The sequence below is a fragment of the Ruegeria sp. AK11 genome, from assembly GCF_056541095.1.
Genome location: NZ_JBQFXU010000001.1, coordinates 738,832 through 760,184 on the forward strand (window position 1 = coordinate 738,832; position 21,353 = coordinate 760,184).

General features: G+C 56.3%; 21 protein-coding genes. 10 read left to right on the top strand and 11 right to left on the bottom strand.

Features of this window, described 5'->3' with window-relative positions:
- Window positions 1-10: 10 nt before the first annotated feature.
- The 5 genes from ACR0D9_RS03705 to guaA form a co-directional block, all read right to left on the bottom strand.
- Window positions 11-883: an ATPase gene (locus ACR0D9_RS03705; protein ID WP_480472449.1), complete on the bottom strand. Its 873-nt coding sequence runs from the start codon at window positions 881-883 to the stop codon at window positions 11-13.
- Window positions 884-929: 46 nt separating this feature from the next.
- Window positions 930-1,826, bottom strand: coding sequence for a DMT family transporter (locus ACR0D9_RS03710; RefSeq protein ID WP_480472451.1), 897 nt, complete (start codon window positions 1,824-1,826; stop codon window positions 930-932).
- Window positions 1,827-1,925: 99 nt separating this feature from the next.
- A complete protein-coding gene (locus ACR0D9_RS03715; protein WP_480481189.1) occupies window positions 1,926-3,089 on the bottom strand; it encodes an OmpP1/FadL family transporter in 1,164 nt (387 codons plus the stop codon).
- 123 nt (window positions 3,090-3,212) lie between these two features.
- A complete protein-coding gene (locus tag ACR0D9_RS03720; RefSeq protein WP_480481187.1) occupies window positions 3,213-4,118 on the bottom strand; it encodes a DMT family transporter in 906 nt (301 codons plus the stop codon).
- 211 nt (window positions 4,119-4,329) lie between these two features.
- Entirely contained in the window at window positions 4,330-5,889 is a 1,560-nt protein-coding gene (guaA, locus tag ACR0D9_RS03725) for a glutamine-hydrolyzing GMP synthase (RefSeq protein WP_480537727.1), read from the bottom strand.
- A 306-nt stretch (window positions 5,890-6,195) separates the two neighbouring features.
- Here guaA and ACR0D9_RS03730 point away from each other — a divergent pair, with 306 nt between their 5' ends.
- A complete protein-coding gene (locus ACR0D9_RS03730) occupies window positions 6,196-7,740 on the top strand; it encodes a trimethylamine methyltransferase family protein (RefSeq protein ID WP_480537729.1) in 1,545 nt (514 codons plus the stop codon).
- Here the strand turns inward: ACR0D9_RS03730 and ACR0D9_RS03735 are convergent, their stop codons facing one another.
- Entirely contained in the window at window positions 7,741-8,040 is a 300-nt protein-coding gene (locus ACR0D9_RS03735; protein WP_480537731.1) for a DUF6477 family protein, read from the bottom strand.
- A 241-nt stretch (window positions 8,041-8,281) separates the two neighbouring features.
- Here ACR0D9_RS03735 and ACR0D9_RS03740 point away from each other — a divergent pair, with 241 nt between their 5' ends.
- Window positions 8,282-9,364 (top strand): DUF6456 domain-containing protein, encoded by a 1,083-nt coding sequence (locus tag ACR0D9_RS03740; protein WP_480537733.1) that lies wholly within the window; start codon window positions 8,282-8,284, stop codon window positions 9,362-9,364.
- A 50-nt stretch (window positions 9,365-9,414) separates the two neighbouring features.
- On the opposite strand, the gene ACR0D9_RS03745 is transcribed toward ACR0D9_RS03740, so the two are convergent.
- Window positions 9,415-9,963: a redoxin family protein gene (locus ACR0D9_RS03745; protein ID WP_480537734.1), complete on the bottom strand. Its 549-nt coding sequence runs from the start codon at window positions 9,961-9,963 to the stop codon at window positions 9,415-9,417.
- 261 nt (window positions 9,964-10,224) lie between these two features.
- Between ACR0D9_RS03745 and lipA the strand changes: the two genes are divergently transcribed.
- Together lipA and ACR0D9_RS03755 are read left to right on the top strand one after the other, a co-directional pair.
- Complete coding sequence (gene lipA, locus ACR0D9_RS03750; protein ID WP_480485811.1) at window positions 10,225-11,175, top strand: lipoyl synthase; 951 nt, start codon at window positions 10,225-10,227, stop codon at window positions 11,173-11,175.
- Entirely contained in the window at window positions 11,172-12,323 is a 1,152-nt protein-coding gene (locus tag ACR0D9_RS03755) for an amidohydrolase (protein ID WP_480485809.1), read from the top strand. The genes lipA and ACR0D9_RS03755 overlap by 4 nt, the downstream gene beginning before the upstream one ends.
- A gap of 11 nt (window positions 12,324-12,334) precedes the next feature.
- On the opposite strand, the gene ACR0D9_RS03760 is transcribed toward ACR0D9_RS03755, so the two are convergent.
- Window positions 12,335-12,691 carry a hypothetical protein gene (locus ACR0D9_RS03760; protein ID WP_480485807.1) on the bottom strand — a complete coding sequence of 119 codons (357 nt, stop codon included), beginning with the start codon at window positions 12,689-12,691 and terminating at the stop codon, window positions 12,335-12,337.
- Between the two features lie 119 nt (window positions 12,692-12,810).
- A complete protein-coding gene (gene hpt, locus ACR0D9_RS03765) occupies window positions 12,811-13,353 on the bottom strand; it encodes a hypoxanthine phosphoribosyltransferase (protein WP_267365856.1) in 543 nt (180 codons plus the stop codon).
- Window positions 13,354-13,425: 72 nt separating this feature from the next.
- Here hpt and ACR0D9_RS03770 point away from each other — a divergent pair, with 72 nt between their 5' ends.
- Both ACR0D9_RS03770 and ACR0D9_RS03775 read left to right on the top strand, forming a co-directional pair.
- The gene (locus tag ACR0D9_RS03770; RefSeq protein WP_480481682.1) at window positions 13,426-13,872 is read left to right on the top strand and encodes a type II toxin-antitoxin system RatA family toxin; all 447 of its coding nucleotides are present in this window, start codon (window positions 13,426-13,428) and stop codon (window positions 13,870-13,872) included.
- A 37-nt stretch (window positions 13,873-13,909) separates the two neighbouring features.
- Window positions 13,910-15,202: an MmgE/PrpD family protein gene (locus ACR0D9_RS03775; protein ID WP_480537736.1), complete on the top strand. Its 1,293-nt coding sequence runs from the start codon at window positions 13,910-13,912 to the stop codon at window positions 15,200-15,202.
- Here the strand turns inward: ACR0D9_RS03775 and pyrC are convergent.
- Window positions 15,199-16,236: a dihydroorotase gene (gene pyrC / locus ACR0D9_RS03780; RefSeq protein WP_480537738.1), complete on the bottom strand. Its 1,038-nt coding sequence runs from the start codon at window positions 16,234-16,236 to the stop codon at window positions 15,199-15,201. The two genes, ACR0D9_RS03775 and pyrC, sit on opposite strands and share 4 nt — an antisense overlap.
- Window positions 16,237-16,399: 163 nt before the next feature.
- Here pyrC and ACR0D9_RS03785 point away from each other — a divergent pair, with 163 nt between their 5' ends.
- Both ACR0D9_RS03785 and ACR0D9_RS03790 read left to right on the top strand, forming a co-directional pair.
- Window positions 16,400-17,308 carry an AAA family ATPase gene (locus tag ACR0D9_RS03785; protein WP_480481163.1) on the top strand — a complete coding sequence of 303 codons (909 nt, stop codon included), beginning with the start codon at window positions 16,400-16,402 and terminating at the stop codon, window positions 17,306-17,308.
- 58 nt (window positions 17,309-17,366) lie between these two features.
- On the top strand, window positions 17,367-18,626 hold the full coding sequence (locus tag ACR0D9_RS03790; protein ID WP_480537740.1) for a vWA domain-containing protein: 1,260 nt from the start codon (window positions 17,367-17,369) through the stop codon (window positions 18,624-18,626).
- Between the two features lie 4 nt (window positions 18,627-18,630).
- On the opposite strand, the gene ACR0D9_RS03795 is transcribed toward ACR0D9_RS03790, so the two are convergent.
- Window positions 18,631-19,137, bottom strand: coding sequence for a hypothetical protein (locus ACR0D9_RS03795; protein ID WP_480537742.1), 507 nt, complete (start codon window positions 19,135-19,137; stop codon window positions 18,631-18,633).
- 224 nt (window positions 19,138-19,361) lie between these two features.
- Between ACR0D9_RS03795 and ACR0D9_RS03800 the strand changes: the two genes are divergently transcribed.
- Entirely contained in the window at window positions 19,362-20,330 is a 969-nt protein-coding gene (locus tag ACR0D9_RS03800; protein WP_480537744.1) for an XdhC family protein, read from the top strand.
- Window positions 20,327-21,328, top strand: a complete 1,002-nt coding sequence (locus tag ACR0D9_RS03805; protein ID WP_480537746.1) for a molybdopterin-binding protein — start codon at window positions 20,327-20,329, stop codon at window positions 21,326-21,328. The genes ACR0D9_RS03800 and ACR0D9_RS03805 overlap by 4 nt, the downstream gene beginning before the upstream one ends.
- The last annotated feature ends 25 nt before the right edge of the window (window positions 21,329-21,353 follow it).

Here is a 21,353-nt window from a genome sequence, read left to right on the forward strand (position 1 = left end):
AAACTGGTAGTTAGGCGTTATTGCGTCTGGCCTCAAGGGTACGTTCGATCAACTCATCGAAATCGGCCGCATCGCGGATCTTGCCGATGTCATTGGCATCAATCGTCACGCCCCAGTTCTTTGCCATCGCCTCGTACCGGGGCTGACGATGGGCCAGGGCTTGTGCATAGGTCCAGCGGACAAAATCATCGGGGTTGACCTCGGTCTCTGCACAGCCGTGTTGATCCAGATACTCTGTCCAGGAACGGGTCAGGAAATCGGCCTGATAGGACATGGGTTTTGGGGCCTTGTCGAAACGGCGCACAAGATCGGCCGTATGACCCTCGTCACCCTTCAGCCAGATCATGAGGGTGTGCCGCGCGAGTTCGGACAAAACCTGATCCCTTGGGTCTTTGGGATCCACCCACTCGCAGATGGATCCGCCCGTATCGCAGATAAAGTGAGGATATTTGTACAGACGCTCGGCGCGGTCGATGAAGTATTCGGTGTCCAGCAGCGCATGAATTTCGGCCAAGCGAAACTGTTCCTGCCTGCGGCGGTATTCCGGCATGTCCAAGCCGCCCAGATCGGGGTTTCCCGGCTTGCCCAGATAAGCAGCAACAGGTGTCAGATTGGCGAATGAAATATTCGAACCGATATAGATCGAATCCGACAACAGCAGTTCACGCAAGAACGGAACTTTCATGGCCTCGGCCTTGGCATTGTCGGTGATGTACTCGCCCATATAGCGCGTTCCGATCCGGTAATCGATCGAGTAGTGGAACCAGTTCCCGGAATCTCTGAGGATGTTGGATACGTAGGTCTTGCCTAATCCTGACATGCCAAAGAACAGCACTTTCTTGCGGCTTGCGGTGCGCCAGTCATTGGCTGAGGTGTAGATCATTTTGCGCTGTCCTTTTTGCCCTAGCTAAATCGGGCAGCGCACGGCGTCAATTGGGCCGGGACGAACGATTCAGAACCAAAAGGCCAATCGCCAGAACGGCAAAGCCCAGAAAGGCGTTTGGGGACAGGGACTCTTCGCGCAGCAATGCGCCCAGAACAATAGCGACCGGGGGTATGACAAGCGTCACCAGCATCAGATTGCCACTGCCGGCCATTGCCAAAACCCGATAGTAAAGCAGATATGCGCCGGCCGTTGCGACTATCGCATAATACCCGATGGCCGCCCAGGTTATCGCGGGTAACGCCAAGCTGGGTATTCCATCAACTGCTAGTGTTATTGGTAATACCAGCACTGTCGAAGCCGTCAGCATACCGGCGGCGGCAATCACTGGGGAAAGGTGCGATAACGTTTGCCTCGCCCAAGCCGCGGCACATGCGTAGGAAACTGTTCCGGTCAACACTGCAATCTGAGCGGTGCTTTGCAGGCTGAAATTCAAGAAATTCTGCACTCCGATCGCGATTGAGACACCAAGAAAGCCCAAGCAGACACCCAGTAGCCGGGTCTTTGTCAATCGTTCGTCGCGAAAAAACAGTGCTGCAATCAGAACGCCGAAGATCGCAGTCGCCGCGTTCAGGATCGCCGTCAGACCCGTGTCAATGTACAGCTGCCCCCAAGCCATCAGGCTAAAGGGGATGACGTTGTTCAATAGCCCCATGACCAAAAAAGCGCCCCAGATACCGGGCGAGCGCGGCACCTTGATCCCCTTGATCCAAGTCACCAGCCACAAGACAAGCATGGCCCAGAATGTGCGATGCAAAACCGACGTCATCACGGGAAGCGTGTCCAGAGCGACCCGGATGGAAACAAAGGAGGCGCCCCAGATCAGTCCAAGCAACAAAAGCTCGGCCCAGGCGCGAAGAGAGAGGTGTTTTTGTGCATCCATACGGGCACTGTTTCATTGAAGTTAACCAACGGCGACCCGGTTCATGCGAAAAAGCCCCGCAGAAACTGCGAGGCTTTGTAGGAACATATGATACTCAGATCAGTTCAGAGCGTATGTGATCTGGAAACCAACGCTCCAGGCGCTGTTGCCTGTGAATGTACCACGTGCCGCCGGACCGGCGCCATTCGCGGTGGCATCTCCGATATCCGTGTAACGTACACCACCGGAAATTTTGGCATTCTCAAGAGAATAGGTGCCACCCAGACCGATGCTCCAGAACCCATCTGTCGGGCCGAGGTTCGACACCGGCGTACCTTGGGAAGATTCGTAGCCCAGTGTCACAGCACCAGAAAACTCTTCCGAGAACTGATAGCCCAAACCCAGAGAGTAGGTGAAGGTGGCTTCGTCATAGTCAACCAGGTTCGTGGTCGGCGGATAGTTTGGCGGGTTATACACAAGCTGTGGCCAGTCGACCCAACGGATCGAGCCAAACAACAATGTCTTGGGCGCCACACCGGTCTGGAAATCCAAGTTGATTGACTGCGGTGTTTCAATCTCACTTGTGGTGTTGAACGTTGCCACAGTCCCCGGCGGAATTGGTGGGATAGGAGGCGGATTGAGCGATTCTGTCTGCGAAAGGTCGTGGCTGATCTTGGAGTTATAAGTCAGCGATACACGTGCTGCGATTTCGGGTTTTTCCCAGGCGACACCAACAACATACCCAAATGCGGTATCAGCGCTGGTATCCACCTGATAGCCTGCGGTAATGGGAACAGTTATCGAGGCCTTGACGCGCTGCGCGCGAATACCACCGATCGCACTGAACCCGCCATCGAATTTGTAGCGCAGCAGCGCTGTGATGGCATCTGTATCCGCTGTCGCCCTCAGGCTGTCGGTTCGACCGCCGGGAATTGGGTTGATAGACAAGGGATACGTGCTCGCGTACTGAATATCGGCACCGAAGGGCTGATCATACATGATGGCGAAATCAAGCTTTTCTGTAAGCGCCGTTTTGTACCCCAAGTGCGGTGTAAAAAAGTCGTTCGCAACTTCACCTGAATCAACGGGTTGGCCACCATTTGTGCCAAAAACGTCTGGCATCGTACCGGTCACGCTTGGGTCGGTATACCCCAACCGAAACTGAACTGCAGAGCCTTCTTCAAAGATCAGGTTGATACCCTGACCGCTGCGGTCCAGGCCGCCTGCAAAACCAGCCGTTGCTCCAACGCACAAAGCGCACGTTGCGAGTAGTGTTGTTTTCATTCTGTCCTCCCGAACTTTTTCGAGTATTTGCCTGGCGAAGAATTGAGTGAGTCCAGCGCCTACTCGTGTGTAATGCGCGATACTTTCTTTTCAGTTAGTTTAAGGTCAACTGGTGACGGTGCGTTACTTGTTGCCACTACAGTTCTGAACTGTTGCTAAACTGTTACGATTTTCGGACCAGATGTTCAGGAAAATGCCTGCAAAGATGATAGCGGCGCCGATCAGCACCCAATGGTCGATGGGCTCGTGATAGAGGATCATTCCGATCACCGCGATTGTCGGAAGGCGTGCAAAATCAAAGGGAATGACGACGGTTGCCGGGGCGATAGACAGGGCATTGGTAATGCAAAAATGCGCCAGCAAACCCGCCAACCCAACCAGAATCAAGTAGGGCGCGGTTTGCATTGTCGGAAGCACAATCTGACCGTCGATGCCAGCGGCTGTGGCCCCAAGGACCGTTTGCATTGCAGTCAGCCAGAAAACGATACACCCAATGCTGGCAAAACGCGTGAGCTTCTTAGTGGTAATCGTTGTAAAAGCAAAGAATACCGCGGATGCCGCCGCTGTTATTAAGCCGGGGCTCAACGGGGCAGCGCCTGGGCGCGTGACGATCAGAACCCCTGAAAACCCAATTAGCGCCGCTATCAACCGGAGCGGGGTCAACCGTTCGTTCAGAAACAGCGGCGAGAGCAGGATCACCCAAAGCGGCTGAGTGAACTCCAGCGCGAAAACCTGTGCCAAAGGAGCCACTGCAACGGCGTAGAACCAGAGATTTTGCCCTGTAAAATGTAAAGTGTTTCGTAGGGCGTGCAACCCCAGCCGTTCGGCTGAAACCTGATGCCAGTTGCGAGTTAAAGTCAGGACTGTTGCAACAACGACGAACCCCACGATGCTGCGATACATCATGATTTCAAAGGTATCATGCGCAGAACTCAGCTCACGCCCTGCAACCGCCATGGATGAAAATGAGGCGATCGCACCCGTCATCCAAAGACCGGCCTTCAACACGTCTTTCTGCGCATGGCTCATTTCGGGCGTCCCTCAGGTTCGTCGCGTAGCCGCGCGGCCAAAAGACCGCAAGGCCAAGAGCTTATGATAAGCAGGCTAGGTTTGCCCGGCCATTCAAACGTCGAAGGTGCACCAGATTCAAGGTCGTATAGATGACTGCCCTGAACAATAGCTTGAATGAGAAGGACGTTTTGCAGCTCAATCAGTTAAGTTTTACGCAGATACCCACCGGTTATTCCCACTCGATGGTGCCGGGTGGTTTCGATGTGATGTCATAGGTGCACCGGTTGATGCCTTTGACTTCGTTGATGATCCGCGTTGCCGTTTCGCCCAAGAAATCATGGCTGAACGGGTAGTAGTCCGCGGTCATGCCATCGACAGATGTTACGGCCCGCAGGGCACAGGCATAGTCATAGGTGCGTCCATCACCCATGACGCCTACGGTGCGCACTGGCAAGATGGCGACAAAAGCCTGCCAGATGTCATCATAGAGGCCGTGTTTACGGATCTGGTCGATATAAATTGCATCGGCTTCCCGCAAAATACCCAGCTTTTCACGTGTGATTTCACCAGGGCAGCGGATTGCCAGACCGGGGCCGGGGAAGGGGTGACGCCCGATGAAACTCTGCGGAAGGCCAAGTTCACGGCCAAGCGCGCGAACCTCATCCTTGAACAGCTCTCGCAGGGGTTCGACCAGTTTCAGGCCCATCTTTTCCGGCAAGCCACCGACATTGTGGTGCGATTTGATGGTTACAGAAGGACCGCCCGAAAATGACACCGATTCGATTACATCCGGATAAAGCGTTCCCTGGGCCAGGAACTCGGCCCCTTGAATGGTATCGGCGTGTTTCTGGAACACGTCGATGAACAGTTTGCCGATGATCTTGCGTTTGGTCTCCGGGTCGCTTTGCCCTTCAAGCTCGCCAAGGAACAGTTCGGATTCGTCCGCGTGGATCAGTTGGATATTGTAGTTGTCGCGGAACATGCCGACGACTTCTGTCGCCTCGTTCTTGCGCAACAGCCCGTGGTCAACGAAGACGCAGGTCAACTGGTCTCCAATCGCCTCGTGGATCAGGATCGCCGCGACCGAGCTGTCAACGCCGCCCGACAAACCGCAGATGACCTTCTTGTCACCAACCTGCTCGCGGATCTTGCGGATCATCTCCTCGCGATAGGCCCCCATGGTCCAGTCGCCCTTGAAACCGGCCAGCTTGACGAAGTTCTCGTACAGATTCGCGCCCTTGGGCGTGTGGTGCACCTCGGGGTGGAACTGCACGGCATAGAAATGGCGCGCTGGATCGGCTGTGATCGCAAAGGGCGCGTTAGGCGATGTGCCAAAGACCTGAAATCCCGGCGCGATTTCACTGACGTGGTCACCGTGGCTCATCCAGACCTGTTCATCCCCGTCGTCAAACCAGCCCTTCAGAATTTCCAGTTCGTCTTTTGGCGTGACAAAAGCCCGACCGAACTCGGCGGTGCCATGGCCACTTTCGACCTTGCCGCCAAGCTGGTGCATCATCACTTGCTGGCCATAACAGATGCCCAGAATCGGCACGCCGTAGTCAAAAATCTCTTGCGGAGCACGGGGCGACCCTTCGCGCGTCACACTGTCCGGCCCGCCCGAGAAGATCACGGCGCGCGGGGCCATTTCCCGCACGAAATCCATCGTGACATTCTGGTAAGGGTGAATTTCGCAATAGACATTCAGTTCGCGCAGGCGGCGGGCAATAAGCTGCGTAACCTGGCTGCCGAAGTCGATGATCAGAAGGCGGTCGTGGGATGTCTGGGTCATGTCAGCGCCTTAGGGCAAGCCTGCACATTTCGCAAGAGCGAGGTCCGATTCCGGCGCGGGATTCGATGAAGATCGCCACACAGGCCTTCGGCACTCGTGTTTCCCGCCGTTCGTGATCCGAAGTAGACAGGTGCGGTAACAATTGGGCCGCACTTTCCAAAATCCGATTATCCCCAATGGCAGCCCGTTGGCGGGATTGCAGAACGGCAATGTCGCTTTTTCCCCCAACGTGCCGCAATCCCTATGCTTGCGTTCCGGCAAACCTGTATCAAACGCTCAATCTAACCAACAACACGGGATCTTCTCATGACCGAGGCAAACACCCGGCGCAGGGCGAGAGGTGGCGGTGGCGCTGCCCGCCGTGCCGAGCGGACTGCAGTTCGTATCGAGACCGCGAAATACATCGAACGCAACATTCCGAACTTCGAAATCCTCAACGAAGAGGCACTGGAGATCATTGAAAACAACGCGGAAACCGTGTTGGAAGAGATCGGTGTTAACTTTGTTGATAACCCTGCCGCTCTGGAACGCTGGCGCGACGCGGGTGCGGATATCGACGGTGAACGCGTGCGCATTCCGCGCGGCCTTGCTCGTGAGCTGATTAAAACAGCGCCCAGCGAGTTCACCCAACATGCCCGCAACCCCGAGAAGTCGGTCGTGATTGGTGGCCGGAACATGGTTCTGGCCCCGGTTTACGGCCCTCCTTTCGTGCGCGATGCACAAGGCGGCCGTCGTTACGCGACGATGGACGACTTCAACAAGTTCGTGAAACTTGCCTATATGTCCAAGTGGCTGCACCATTCGGGCGGTACGGTGTGTGAACCGACCGACATTCCGGTGAACAAGCGCCATCTGGATATGCTGAAGGCGCACATGACCCTGTCGGACAAGCCTTTCATGGGCTCGGTGACCGATCCCAGCCGGGCGCAGGATTCGGTTGAAATGTGCGAAATCCTGTTCGGTAAGGAATTCGTCCAGCAAAACACGGTGATGACGTCGCTGACCAACATCAACTCGCCGATGACATTCGACGATGTGATGATGGGCTCGCTGGAAGTCTATGCCCGCAACAATCAGGCCTGCATCATCTCGCCCTTTATTGTGGGCGGTGCGATGGCGCCGGTCTCGGTGGCCGGTACTTTGACCCAGGTTCTGGCCGAGGTTCTTGCCGGTGTGGCGTACAGCCAGATCGTCCGTCCTGGTGCTCCCGCGATCTTTGGGGCATTCGTGACCTCGATCGACATGAATTCTGGCGCGCCGACCTTCGGAACACCAGAAGCTGCGCATATCACCTATGGCGCGGGTCAGCTGGCGCGGCGTCTGAACTTGCCCTATCGGTCCGCAGGGTCGTTCTGCGGCTCGAAACTTCCGGATGCGCAGGCGGCTTATGAGACAGCGAACTCGCTGAACATGGGTCTGTTGGCTGGCGTGAACTTCATGCTGCATGCCTGCGGCTGGCTGGAAGGTGGCCTGGTGGCCGACTTCGAGAAATTTGTTATGGATGCCGACCAGTTGGGCGTTTTGCATTCGCTGGCCAAGGGCGTGGCCTATGATGACAACGCGCAGGCCATGGATGCGATCCGGGAAGTTGGCCCCGGCGGGCACTATCTAGGATGCGCCCACACGCAGGCGAACTTCAAGGAATCGTTCTGGAAGTCCGATCTGCTGGACTACAAGCCATATGAAACCTGGCAGGAAGAAGGTGCGCGTGATACGCGGGCTCTAGCCTCTGTGCGGGTTGAACACCTGCTGGCGAATTATCAGCAACCGCATATGGAGCCGGATACAGCCGCAGCGCTGGAAGCCTATATCGCCGAGAAAAAGGCCTCCTTGCCGGATGCGTTCTCCTGATTATTGAATGACCGGGGCGCGGTTGGCCTGATACAGCCGCGCCTCACCCAACAGCGCGATAAGAATGTCGAGATGCCGGACCAGAGAGTATGCGGCATCATCTTCTTTGCGCAGTTCATTCACCTCTTTTTCCATCTCCATCAATCGCAGCAGGGCCTGACCTGAACCCGGCAATGACCCGTATCCCAGAATACGTTGCAGATGCCTGTCCCGGTTGTACTCTCTCGCTCCGAAATTGGCGGCTCTTGCCAACATGCGTGGGCGGTGAAGCATTGAGATCATTGTCATCAGGTCCTGCATCTTATGTGTCCTGTGTCTGAAGGTTTACCGGACTATTTAATGCACAACCTAAGCGGGTGTTGCCTGCGTGACAGCCTCTCCGAACGATGGTTTCACGACTGTTTATCTTTTTGAATCAAATCTGGTTCGTGCCTTGTGCGGTTAACGAACGAGTAACGAATGGACCTCTAGTTAGATTTGGTTAACCCGCTATCCGAGGGCGAAAAGTGACATTTTGTTTTGTCGACGAGGGCAAATAATCATGGAAAACAACATGGCTTTCACCATTCCGGCATGGGTTCCAGAGGGGGCGCAAAGATACCTTGCTCATACCGAAACCGGACGCTCGATCCGCGATATCGCGAGATCGGCAGGTTGCCATGCGTCAACCATCCTCCGGCAAATCCGGCGTATCGAGATGCGCCGTGACGATCCTTTGGTGGATGCGGCGTTGCAGTCGCTGGCAGAAACACATTTTTCCATGCCCGACGACGCAGGCGACGCGGTCGTGATCGCGGATGAAGCTGCCCAGGAAGAGGCGTTCGAAAGAGAGGCATTGCGCATTTTGCGCCGCCTGAGTGAGACAGGTTCGGTTCTTGCCGTGGCTGAAGAAATGGAAAAAGCGGTAGTCGTTCGTGACACCGGCAACGCCGGAGCGACCAGAACCGCGGTCGTCGATTGCGAGATTGCTCAGGCTCTGGCCTTAAAGGACTGGATTTCCTGCGATAATCCCGGTCGTATTTCACGGTACAGGATCTCTGCGGCTGGCCGAACGGCCCTAAGCCACCTGATAGCAAAAGCGGAAAACAAGGCGCGGGTGGGGACCGAAGTCGGATTTGCCGAAGCTCAGTCGTTGTTTCAGGCAAAAGCATCGGGTGGGGCGACTGACCGGATCAGGCGCATTCGCTATAGCGCCACCGAAAGCCCGTTGGTTGCCCTTGCACGCAGGCGTGACCGCGATGGCAAGCCTTTTCTGGATGAATCGCTTGTCAGCGCCGGAGAGCGGTTGCGCGAAGATTTCGAATTGGCGCAGATTGGCCCACAGGTTTCACAGAACTGGGACCGGTTTCTAACGGCTGGTGGCCGCAGCAGTTATGACAGTGAAAGCCACGGAGGAAAGGGGTCATCGGATGCGCGGGACCGCGTGGCGCGGGCCTTGTCTGAACTTGGCCCGGGGTTAAGTGATGTTGCCCTGCGGTGTTGTTGCTATCTCGAAGGGTTGGAACTGGCGGAAAAACGTATGGGTTGGTCGGCACGATCCGGAAAGATTGTTCTGCGGATCGCGTTACAACGGCTGAAACGCCACTATCAGGATCAGGCTGAACGCGACCGCATGATTGGCTGAAGATACAATAAAGGCCCGTTAAAACGGGCCTTTATTCGTCTTGTGAATACTCAAGCCAGTTCGGGCTCTGCCATCGCCTGAAGATGTTTCATCAGGTTTTCGGGCGAAGACACCCCATAGGGATCTTCGGGGCAGTTATCCATCAGGCCAGGTTCTTCGAACCAAGCTTCGACAACGCCGTCGTTTACGATGGCCGCATAGCGCCATGACCGCATGCCAAAGCCCAGATTATCCTTGTCAACCAGCATACCCATTTTGCGGGTGAACTCGCCCGATCCATCCGGAATGACCTTTACGTTGGTCAGGCCCTGATCTTGCGCCCATTTGTTCATCACAAAGCTGTCGTTGACAGACATGCAGTAGATTTCATCGACGCCCCGGGCAATGAAATCGCTATAACCGTTTTCAAAGCCGGGCAGTTGATATGTCGAGCAGGTGGGCGTGAACGCACCGGGCAACGAGAACAGGATCACGCGTTTTCCTGCAAAATAGTCAGCGGTGGACTTGTCTTCCCAACGGAATGGGTTTGGTCCTTCGATTGAGTCATCACGGACACGGGTGTGAAAGGTCACGTTGGGCAGAATTGCGCCGGATTTCATGGTCAAGCTCCTGTGATTCACTTGTGATTTTGTTGTGACTTAAAACAGTTCCAAACTACCTTCAATCGACGAAACGCCGCATTTTGAACTAATAATCTCTTCTCATTAGGCATTGAAAACATGCGGTAAAACGGGAATTTGCAATCGTGCTCTTGCTTATGCACGGCGGCGTTGCATAGCGGCTATGCGCCGCTGGTGTAACACTGCGCATCTGTCTATGTTATGAGCGACAGGATTGACCCAAAGTCAGGAAAATTGCCCGTGCGAGATCTGAAGGTCCCCGAACAGCGCCATCCGGAAAAAGCGCACCGCCCGGATAATGCGCAGCCCAAGAAACCGAACTGGATCAGGGTCAAGGCACCCGGCGGCAAAGGTTATGCAGATACGCGCCGGATCATGCGCGACAACAATCTGGTCACCGTCTGCGAAGAGGCAGGATGCCCCAATGTCGGCGAATGCTGGAGCCAGGGTCACGCCACCATGATGATCATGGGCGAGATTTGTACCCGTGGCTGCACATTCTGCAATATCGCTACCGGTCGCCCAGACGACCTTGACGCCTTTGAACCCGGCCGGGTGGCACATGCAGTCGAAAAACTTGGCCTGAACCATGTGGTTATCACCTCTGTCGACCGGGATGATCTGAGCGATGGAGGAGCCGAGCATTTTGCGCAGACCATCCGCGCGGTGCGGCACCGCTCTCCCAAAACCACGATCGAGATTCTGACACCCGATTTTCTGAAATGCGATGCGGATGTTCTGGAAATTGTGGTTCAGGCGAAGCCGGATGTCTTCAATCACAATCTGGAAACCGTACCGGGTTTGTACCCCGAGGTTCGCCCCGGTGCGCGGTACTTCCATTCCCTGCGTCTTTTGCAGCGGGTGAAAGAACTTGATCCGTCGATCTTTACCAAGTCTGGCATCATGGTTGGGCTTGGCGAAAACGAACAGCAGGTGCGCCAGGTCATGGATGATATGCGCGCGGCGGATATCGATTTTTTGACGATTGGCCAGTATCTGCAACCAACGCCGAAACACCACGGCGTTGATCGTTTCGTTACACCCGACGAGTTCGCGTCATACGAAAAGGCGGCATACGGCAAAGGCTTTCTGATGGTATCTGCGACACCTTTGACCCGGTCTTCTTATCACGCTGGTGACGATTTCACCCGACTGCGCGCGGCGCGTCTAGAAAAGCTACAAAAAGCGTGACACCGGATAAGATCGCGCGACTGACTCGTCTGCGCCACGAGCTGCATCAACACCCCGAACTTTCGGGACAAGAAAAGAAAACCGCGGCGCGGGTGGCTGAATTTCTGCGCGACGCTGGTGCTGACCATGTTATGACCGGAATAGGTCGGCACGGGATCGCTGCTGTTTTCGAAAGTGGCCAACCCGGTCCCACGCTGGGCATTCGCTGCGAAATGGATGGGCTGCCGATCCAGGAGTTGGCGAACCATTCCCATGTATCACAGGTCGCGGGCAAAGGGCATTTGTGCGGCCACGACGGGCATATGACAATGGTTCTGGGCGTGGCAGACGTGTTGAATCATCAACGCCCCAAGAAGGGCCGCGTCGTATTGATCTTCCAGCCAGCCGAAGAGACCGGCCATGGTGCAATCGCTTTCCGAGCTGATCCCCAATACGCCGAGGTTGCGCCCGACCTGGTGTTGTCTTTGCACAACTTACCGGGATTGGAGTTGGGGGCGGTCGAAATTTGCAGCGGTTCTGCCAATTGTGCCTCACGCGGGATGCAGATTGTTCTGACCGGAAAGACGTCACATGCTGCCGCTCCGCAAGATGGGGTGTCACCTGCCGGTGCGCTGGCACGCCTGATGCCGGCTTTGACCGTGTTAGGGGACGGCGGGGATCTGAATGACGGCTACGCGTTGACGACCGTCACACATGCCACGTTGGGTGAGCGCACGGTCGGAGTAGCACCGGGGCGGGCCGAGCTGTGGGTGACGCTTCGCACCGTCACGGACGCGAGAATGGCGCAACTGATCAGCGACGCTGAGTCGCTGGTCCGCGAAACGGCCAAAGCCGACGGGCTGGCGGTCGAAATCAGTTATGACGAAGTGTTTGAGGCTTGTGCCAATCACCCGGAAGCAGTTTCGATCCTGTCCAAAGCCTGCACGGAGCAGGGCGTTTCTTGCAGGTTGACCGATCAGCCACAGCGTTTTTCAGAAGATTTCGGCCAGTTTGGAAAAAGCGCGAAAACCGCCATGTTCTGGTTGGGGTCGGGGAGCGACCATCCCCAGTTGCACAACCCGGACTATGATTTCCCGGATGCGCTTATTCCGATTGGGACCGGGATATTTTTGAAGGCCATCGACGCTGTGTTAGGCCGCGACTGCTAGGACCGAGGCTTTCAGTTCATCAGATCGCCAACGATTCCAACAGCTTCTATTACAGTCTTCGTATCATCCGATATCGAGATTATTTCGTCGTCGACCCGAATATACCGTTGCCCTGGCTTCAGCGGTTTGAGCTTCCAGTTGTCGAGCTCGTCAATATAATCAAAACGCAGGTCGTTCGGCAATTTCTGACCTCGGGTGTATCGTTTGATTTGACCGGGCGGAACAGCTTTGCCGTTTGACTTAATGGATTTCTCTACTTTGGTTTTGTTGGCACCTTGCCCTTTGCCCTTGTTGTCTTTTGCATAAGACGCACCTGCAAGGGACACGATCGCCAAAAAGACGCCCGCTATCGCGAAAAACCGCTTCATTATCAATACTCCTGCTATTTCCTGAAAGGTAAAGCGACGAGGCGATGGTTGTCCATTGATATTCTAAATAATGAATTTTTAATCGGGTCTGAGGACGAGGCCGGAAAAGGCCCGCTCAGCTATTCGTCTGTAAAGCGGACTTTGCCAATATAGGGCAGGTTGCGATTGCGTTGGGCGTAGTCAATTCCATATCCCACGACAAATTCGTCTGGTATCTCAAAACCGATCCAGTCTGATCGGAAATCCACTTCGCGGCGGCTCGGCTTGTCCAGCAGGGCAATGGATTTCAGGCGCGCGGGGTTACGGCTTTGCAGCAACTTGGTGACATGGTTCAACGTATGGCCGGTGTCAACGATATCCTCGACAACCAGCACGTCACGCCCTTCAATTGCGCCGCGCAAGTCTTTGAGAATACGAACTTCCCGGCTGCTCTCCATCGCGTCTCCGTAAGAAGAAGCTTCAAGGAAATCCACCTCGATCGGAAGGTCAAGTTCGCGCACAAGGTCGGCGATGAATACAAAGCTGCCGCGCAGCAGACCCACGACCACCAGCTTATCGGTGTCTTTGAACTCTGCCGAAATGTCGCGACACAGCTCCTCGATTCGAGCAGCGATGGCCTTTGCCGAGATCATCTCATCTATCACATATGCGCGGTCAGTCATCGCAGCCCCCTTGATCTTTGGCGCGCAACATACGACATGACGCGCCATTGTCACCTGCAAATACCGGACGTCATGCCTATCCATTCGGAAACCCGCCACCTGCCGTATACAGCCCAGCAGATGTACGACTTGGTTGCCGACGTGGCCAAGTACCCCCAATTTCTGCCGTGGTGCGCTGCTGCCCGCATTCGCAAGACCTATGCGCTGGAAGAGGCTGAGGTGATGGAGGCCGATCTGGTCATCTCGTTCAAGGTTTTCCGGGAACGTTTTGGCAGCAAAGTAACCCTGTTTGCGGATCAAAAGAAAATCGACACCGAATACCTGGACGGCCCCTTCAAATACATGAAATCCGACTGGCAGTTCGAGGACGCGCCTGATGGGGGTTGCAACGTCTCGTTCCATGTGGACTTCGAATTCAAGAATGCCATCCTGCAAGGGATTATCGGCGTGGTATTCAACGAAGCCATGCATCGGATCGTGCGCGCGTTTGAGGCGCGCGCGCAACAACTCTACAGCTAGGTCTTTACCCTTGTCAGGCGCACGCTAGACTACGCGCATGACGGAATTTACAGTATCATTGGCCGCTTTTGCGGCAGGGCCGATTTCTACGTCGTCTCAGGCGCGAATCGTCACATCGCTATCTGTTCTTGACTGGGTCGCTGTGGGCCGGGCAGGCGCGCGCGAACCCGTCTCAACCACGGTTCGCGACATGATACTTTCCGAGGGCGGGAACCCTCAGGCGCATCTCTTTGGCGGCGGCCCGGCGCCGCTACGTGGTGCGGCGTTGGTGAATGGCACGGTGTCTCACGCGCTGGATTACGATGACACGCATTTCGCCCATATCGGGCATCCTTCCGTCGCCATTTTGCCCGCAGCCCTTGCGGTGGCCGAATGGGATGACCGTATTCTTGTCGACTTTCTCGAAGCCGCTTTGGTGGGTATGGAAACCTCAATCCGAATTGGCTTGTGGCTGGGGCGCGGTCACTATCAGGCAGGGTTTCACCAGACGGCGACATCCGGTGCCTTTGGGGCGGCAGTCGCTGTTGGCCGTTTGCTGGGTTTTGACGCAAACCAGATGCGAATGGTTCTGGGTCTGACGGCGACGCGTGCGGCGGGGCTGAAGGCGCAGTTCGGAACCATGGGCAAGCCGTATAACGCCGGACTTGCCGCTTCAGCAGGGGTCGAGACGGCCTTGCTGGTACAGCGCGGTTTTCAGGCCAACGCCGACGCGCTGGAGGGTCCTTATGGATTTGGGGCAACGCATCAAGGTGCAGCGGATCAAACTGCTCTGGATGGGTTGGGCGATGAATGGCTGTTTGAAACGGTCAGCCACAAGTTTCACGCCTGTTGCCACGGTCTTCACGCCGCGCTGGAAGCCGCGCGGGAGTTGGACATAGCGGAGCCAGAGGTCGCCGAGATCCAGATAAAGACTCATCCGCGCTGGATGAGTGTGTGCAATCAACTGTCACCGACAACCGGACTGGGGGCCAAGTTTTCCTATCGGACAGTGATCGCGATGCAGGCGCTGGGATATGATACGGCTTTGCCAGATAGTTTCACCGACAAGGTCTGCGTCGACCCGCGTATAACGTCTTTGCGCGACCGCATCACGGTCGAGGCAGATGACAGCCTGTCAGAAACGCAGGCGCATCTGTCTCTGCTGCGTCGCGATGGCATTCGCCGCGAAGCGACGCATGATCTGCTGAACCCAATGTCGTTGTCGGACCGTGAGGATCGCGTGCGCGACAAAGCGACCAAGCTGATCGGTGCGGATGAGGCGGACACGATCTGGTCGATGCTGCGCACCGGGGGACGTGCCCGCGATCTGGCCGAACGTATGGCGGGTTAAGCCACGCACCAGTGCAACGGAAAGCCCGGGTCAAATACAGTGACTGGTCCATCGCCTGTGTCAATCTTTGAGGGATACGAAACGGGCTCACCCTTGGTCAGGGTAATCATATCCTGGTTCACCGGTAAGCGATAGAAACCCGGCCCGTTGAGCGACACGAAGCCTTCCAGCTTTTCCAATGCACCTTCCCGGTCAAACATTTCAGCCACCAGAGACATGGTGTTGGTCGCCGTAAAACAGCCCGCACAGCCACAAGCCATTTCCTTGTTTGCATCCGTGTGCGGGGCGCTGTCTGTACCCAGAAAAAACCGCGCATCGCCCGATGTTGCAGCGGATAGCAGGGTCAGACGGTGTTCTTCGCGCTTGGCAACGGGAAGGCAGTAGTAATGCGGTTTGATGCCACCAACCAGGATGTGGTTGCGGTTGATAATCAGGTGATGCGCCGTGATCGTTGCACCCAGATCAATCGCGTTGGCTTTGACATAATCCACACCATTGGACGTGGTGATATGTTCCATCACCACACGCAAGCCTGGTGTCGATCTGCGGATCGGATCAAGAACCCGGTCGATGAACACGGCTTCGCGGTCAAATATATCGATCTCGGGATCCGTCACCTCGCCATGTACGCACATGGGCAAGCCGATTTCGGCCATCTTCTCAAGCACCGGGCGCACTTTGTCGAAATCGCGCACACCCGAGGCAGAGTTGGTCGTAGCCCCGGCAGGGTACAGCTTGACGGCTTTGATCACACCGCTGGCATGGGCCGCTGCGACATCTGCGGCATCTGTATTTTCGGTCAGATACAGGGTCATCAGCGGCTCGAACGTCATACCGTCGGGAAGGGCCGCCAGAATGCGGTCTCGATAGGCGACAGCTTGGTCGCCACGCACAACCGGCGGCACTAGGTTCGGCATAATGATCGCACGGGCGAAATGGCGCGCGGTTTCGGGCAGAACGGCTTGTAGCATCGCGCCATCGCGCAGATGCAGGTGCCAGTCGTCGGGGCGGTGGAGCGTAAGGGTGTCGGTCATGGCCTTCCGCTAACACAGCTGTTGCGAAAGACCAACTGCGTCCGCGCAAGCCACAAAGAAAATCTTGTCAACCGACCTGAACGTCGTAGCTCTGAGAAAGGTTGAGGCCTTGACGGCCAGACGGTTGCATGACCTGTTTATCCCTAAAGCAGAAAGGGGTTCCATGACACAGCCAGTTTCCATCGATGCCGTGCAGCAGATGCTGGGTCGTCAGGGCTATGTCTGTGGTCGCGCCCTTGCGACGGTTGTGTTCCTGTCGCTGAAGCTTGGACGCCCGTTGTTTCTGGAAGGCGAGGCAGGGGTGGGAAAGACCGAGATCGCCAAGGCTCTGGCATCCGGGTTGAACCGGCGCCTGATCCGTCTGCAATGCTACGAAGGTCTGGATGCGTCTTCTGCCGTTTACGAATGGAACTTTCCGGCGCAGATGGTCGCGATCCGAACGGCCGAGGCCGCAGGTGGGGCCGACCGGGGCGCGTTGCAGGCGGAACTGTTTTCGGATGAATACCTGATCGAACGCCCCTTGTTGCAGGCAATGCGCCCGGACGAAAATGGAGCGCCGGTTCTTCTGATCGACGAACTGGACCGGACCGATGAACCGTTCGAAGCCTTTCTACTGGAAGCTCTGAGTGATTTTCAGGTCACGATTCCTGAACTGGGCACTGTTGTAGCACCCGAACCACCGATTGTAATTGTCACGTCGAACCGGACCCGCGAAGTGCACGATGCCCTCAAGCGTCGCTGCCTGTATCACTGGGTTGATTATCCTGATTTCGAACGTGAGATCGAAATTCTGCATGCGCGCGCGCCTGAAGCTGCGGAAGGGCTTAGTCGCGAGGTTGTAGCCTTCGTTCAACGTTTGCGCACCGAGGATTTGTTCAAGAAACCCGGTGTGGCCGAGACCATCGACTGGGCGAAATGCCTGTTGGCGCTGGATGTGTTGAACCTCAGCCCCGAGGTGATCGGCGACACGCTGGGTGCGATCCTGAAATATCAGGACGACATTCAAAAACTTCAGGGGTCCGAGGCCAAACGCATCCTCGACGAGGCCAAGGCCACGCTCGAACCGGTCTGATGTTTCATCTTTTTCCAAATACTCCGGGGGTATGGGGGCAGAGCCCCCATAACGTCTGATGGCCGAACAACTTCCGCTGGATATCCCAGACAACCCAAAGCTGGCGCACAACATCACCCATTTTGCCCGCGCACTCAGAAAGGCTGGGCTGCCAATCGGACCCGGTCGTGTGATCGACGCAATTCGTGCGGTGCAGGCGGCAGGTTTTTCCGAGAAACAGGATTTCTATTGGACCTTACACGCCTGTTTCGTGAACCGCCCGGAACACCGCGTGGTTTTTGCGCAAGTCTTCCGAATGTACTGGCGAGATCCGCGTTACATGGAACACATGATGGCTATGATGCTTCCTGCAATTCGCGGCGTTCAGGAAGAACGCAAGGCCGATGCCGGTGAAAAGCGCGCAGCTGAGGCGCTGCTGGACGGGGTTGAGCGTGATTTGCCGGACGCTGCAGGACAAGGGGAAGACGAAACCGAGATCGAAATCGACGCAACCCAGACTGCATCGTCCGAGGAGCGGCTGCGCAATCTGGACTTCGAGCAGATGAGCACGGCCGAAATCGCGCAGGCCAAGCGCGTATTGGCGCGGATGACACTGCCAGTAAAGCCAATTGAATCACGCCGCGGGCAGACCAGCCATCTGGGGCACCGCATCGACCGTGCCCGCACCTTGCGCGCGGCCATGCGGCAAGGGGGTGAGTTGCGCGATATTGCCAGACTACAACCCAAACCGCGCTGGCCAAATCTTGTCGCACTTTGCGATATTTCCGGCTCGATGAGCCAGTACAGTCGGATCATCCTGCATTTCCTGCACACGGTATCGAACACCAAGGGAGCGGGTTGGGCCAAGGTCCATGCCTTCACATTCGGCACACGCCTGACCAACATAACGCGCCACCTGCACCAACGAGATGTAGACGCGGCACTTGCCGCCGCAGGTGCCGAGGCACAGGATTGGGAGGGCGGCACTCGTATCGGCGAGTGCCTGCATCAATTCAATCGGGACTGGTCACGCCGGGTGATGGGGCAAGGGGTGGTTGTTCTGCTGATCACCGACGGGCTCGAGCGAGGTGATCCCGAGCTCCTTAGGAAAGAGATTGAGCGTCTGCACCTGTCCTCAAAACGCCTGATCTGGCTGAATCCCTTGTTGCGTTGGGACGGGTTCGCGCCCAGGGCGCAAGGGGTTGCCGCGATGCTGCCGCATGTTGACAGTTTTCGCGCAGGGCATTCGATTGCCTCACTCGAAGACTTGGCCACAGCGATTTCACAACCCGACGATCATGGGCAGAAAGCGCGGCTGATGGCCGCGCTTTCCGACTAGCAGCTTACGACAGCTGTTCTTCATTGCACTTGCGGGCCATCTCCATGGCTTTGTAAGTGCCTGTCAGATCGACTGTGAAGGCATATGTTGTCTCAGGGAAAACGATCATGACCTTTTTCTTGGCCAGATCATCCGCGAACTGAGGGCTGTCCGACAGGACATATCCACCGGAATAGCCTTTGGTGATGTTACCTTTCATGCCGGTCGCTTCACCCAGATAGATGTTGTCGCCCAGCAGGATAGCAACTTCTTGCGTCTCGCCACGTTTGATATCGGTTTCAGCCTTGGTGAACACGCCGACATATCCGACACCGCGATCTTCGGTCAGTCCCATCTGAACGACGTTTTCCGCATCATCGACGGCCTCGATCAGGCAGGATTTCTTTTCATTGTCGATGAAGACTTTCCAGCCTTCAACCTCTCCAAAGCGTTGGAATGTGTCAGCCCACGCTGCGGTTGAAGTCAAAAGACCAACTGCCGCGCCCAGTGCAAGAATACGTTTCAACTGCATGTCTCCGATCTATGAATTGTTTGGTATGCAAGCCAGACCCGATGCCGGTTGCCTGTACAGGCTAGAACTCGGGTCACAAACAATCAATGCTATGATTTGTTGAATATCTTTCAGGCCGTGGCGTTGCCTTATGGGGTTCAATATAGACCTTTTGGTAAGCCTGATGCGCTTTTCATCCCGCAAATCCCGCTTATGTTGGTGTCATAGGTCATCCGGAGGTTCCGATGGAGCGATTCGACAACAGTCCTGAAACGGCGCTTGACTGGCACCGCAGCGGGCGCGGCGCGGCGCTCGCTACGGTTGTCGAAACCTGGGGCAGTGCACCGCGGCGGGTGGGATCCCAATTGGTGATTGGCGGCGATGGTCGGATAGAAGGCTCTGTTTCTGGTGGATGTGTCGAAGGTGCTGTTATCGTCGAGGCGCTTGAAGCCATTGATGAAGGCGAAGCGCGTTTGCTTGAATTCGGGGTCAGTGACGACGATGCCTTCGCGGTTGGTTTGGCCTGTGGGGGGACCATACGCATTCTTGTCGAACCCATAGGAAAAGTCCTGCCAGAATCTATGTTGGCGGAACTGGTTGCCGCTCGGGCCGCTCGAACGCCCGTTGCCTACGAAGTCAACATCGAGACCGGGCGCAGGGCGCTGCGCCGCAACGCTTATGCCGACAGGCTGCGTATGGATCGGTCAGGGTTCGAAGAGGATGGCCAGACCTTTGTCGCAGTACATAACCCACCGCTGAGGTTGCTGGTTGTTGGGGCGGTTCACATTGCGCAGGCTCTGGTGCCGATGGCGCGGATTGCGGGCTATGATCCAACAATTATCGACCCGCGTGACGCCTTCGCGTCCAGTGCGCGTTTTCCCGGTGAAACGATCCTGACGGATTGGCCGGATGAAGCCGTTGCGAATCTTGGACTGGACGCGCGGACCGCTATTGTCCTGCTGACACATGACCCAAAACTCGATGATCCGGCGCTACAAGCCGCGTTGGACGCCGATGTGTTCTATATCGGTGCATTGGGGTCAACACGCACCCATGCCAAGCGCATTGAGCGTATGAAAGCGGCCGGTTTCACCGATGCGCAAATCTCTGGCATTCATGGTCCCATTGGCCTGGATATCGGGGCCGCCGGTCCTTCGGAAATCGCGGTTGCGATACTGGCACAGATAACGGCCGTTCTGCGAGGGAAAGCATGAAATTTGGGCCTGTGCCGGTGTCCCAGGCAGAGGGGGCCATTCTGGCGCATTCGGTTACAGCGGATGGGCGAAAGTTTCGCAAAGGGCTTGAATTGCGCTCGGAACATTTGGCGCAACTGGAAAAGGCTGGTCTAAGCGAGGTCATTGTTGCCCGGCTGGATACCGGTGATTGCCATGAAGATCAGGCGGCACGCAAACTGGCGTCTGCGCTGGCACCTGATCCAGCTTCAGCCAACTTGCGGGTAACCGAGGCATTTACCGGGCGGGTAAATCTTTTGTCCGATGGGCCCGGGGTTGCCGTGCTTGATGTTCACGCACTTGAAATGTTCAATCTGGTCAATCCGATGATTACCGTTGCGACCGTTCCACAGTACCAGCAAATGGGGGCGAAGGGCATGGTGGCGACCATTAAGGTCATCTCATATGCCGTGCCAGAGGCTGATGTTCAGCGCGCCGCCGGGCTGGCACAAGGAGCTGTGCGTTTGGCGCGGCCAGTTCATCGGACAGCCGGTCTTGTTGTCTCAGAGATACCCGGTGGGCCACCGAACGAAAAGGGGATTGCCGCCATTCGGGGACGGGTCGAGGCATTGGGAATGGAGCTTTCGGATGTGCAGATTGTTCCGCATCGAACAGATTCCTTGACCAGCGCGATTTCTAAGGGGAAGGGTGATCTGCTAATGATATTGACGGGTTCGGCCACCTCGGACCCAAACGATGTCGCACCGTCGGCCGTTCGGCAGGCCGGTGGGACGATTGATCGCTTTGGTATGCCGGTTGATCCGGGAAACCTGCTGTTTCTGGGAGACCTGCAAGGCCGACCTGTGATCGGTTTGCCGGGATGCGCCCGCTCTCCGGCGTTGAATGGGGCGGATTGGGTGCTGTCGCGTGTCGCATGCGGGATTGAAACAACAGGCGCAGATATTGCCGGAATGGGTGTTGGCGGATTGCTGAAGGAAATCCCAACCAGACCCCAGCCGCGGGCGAAACGAAACGACTGACCGCCGCCAAGGTCCGCTATATTGC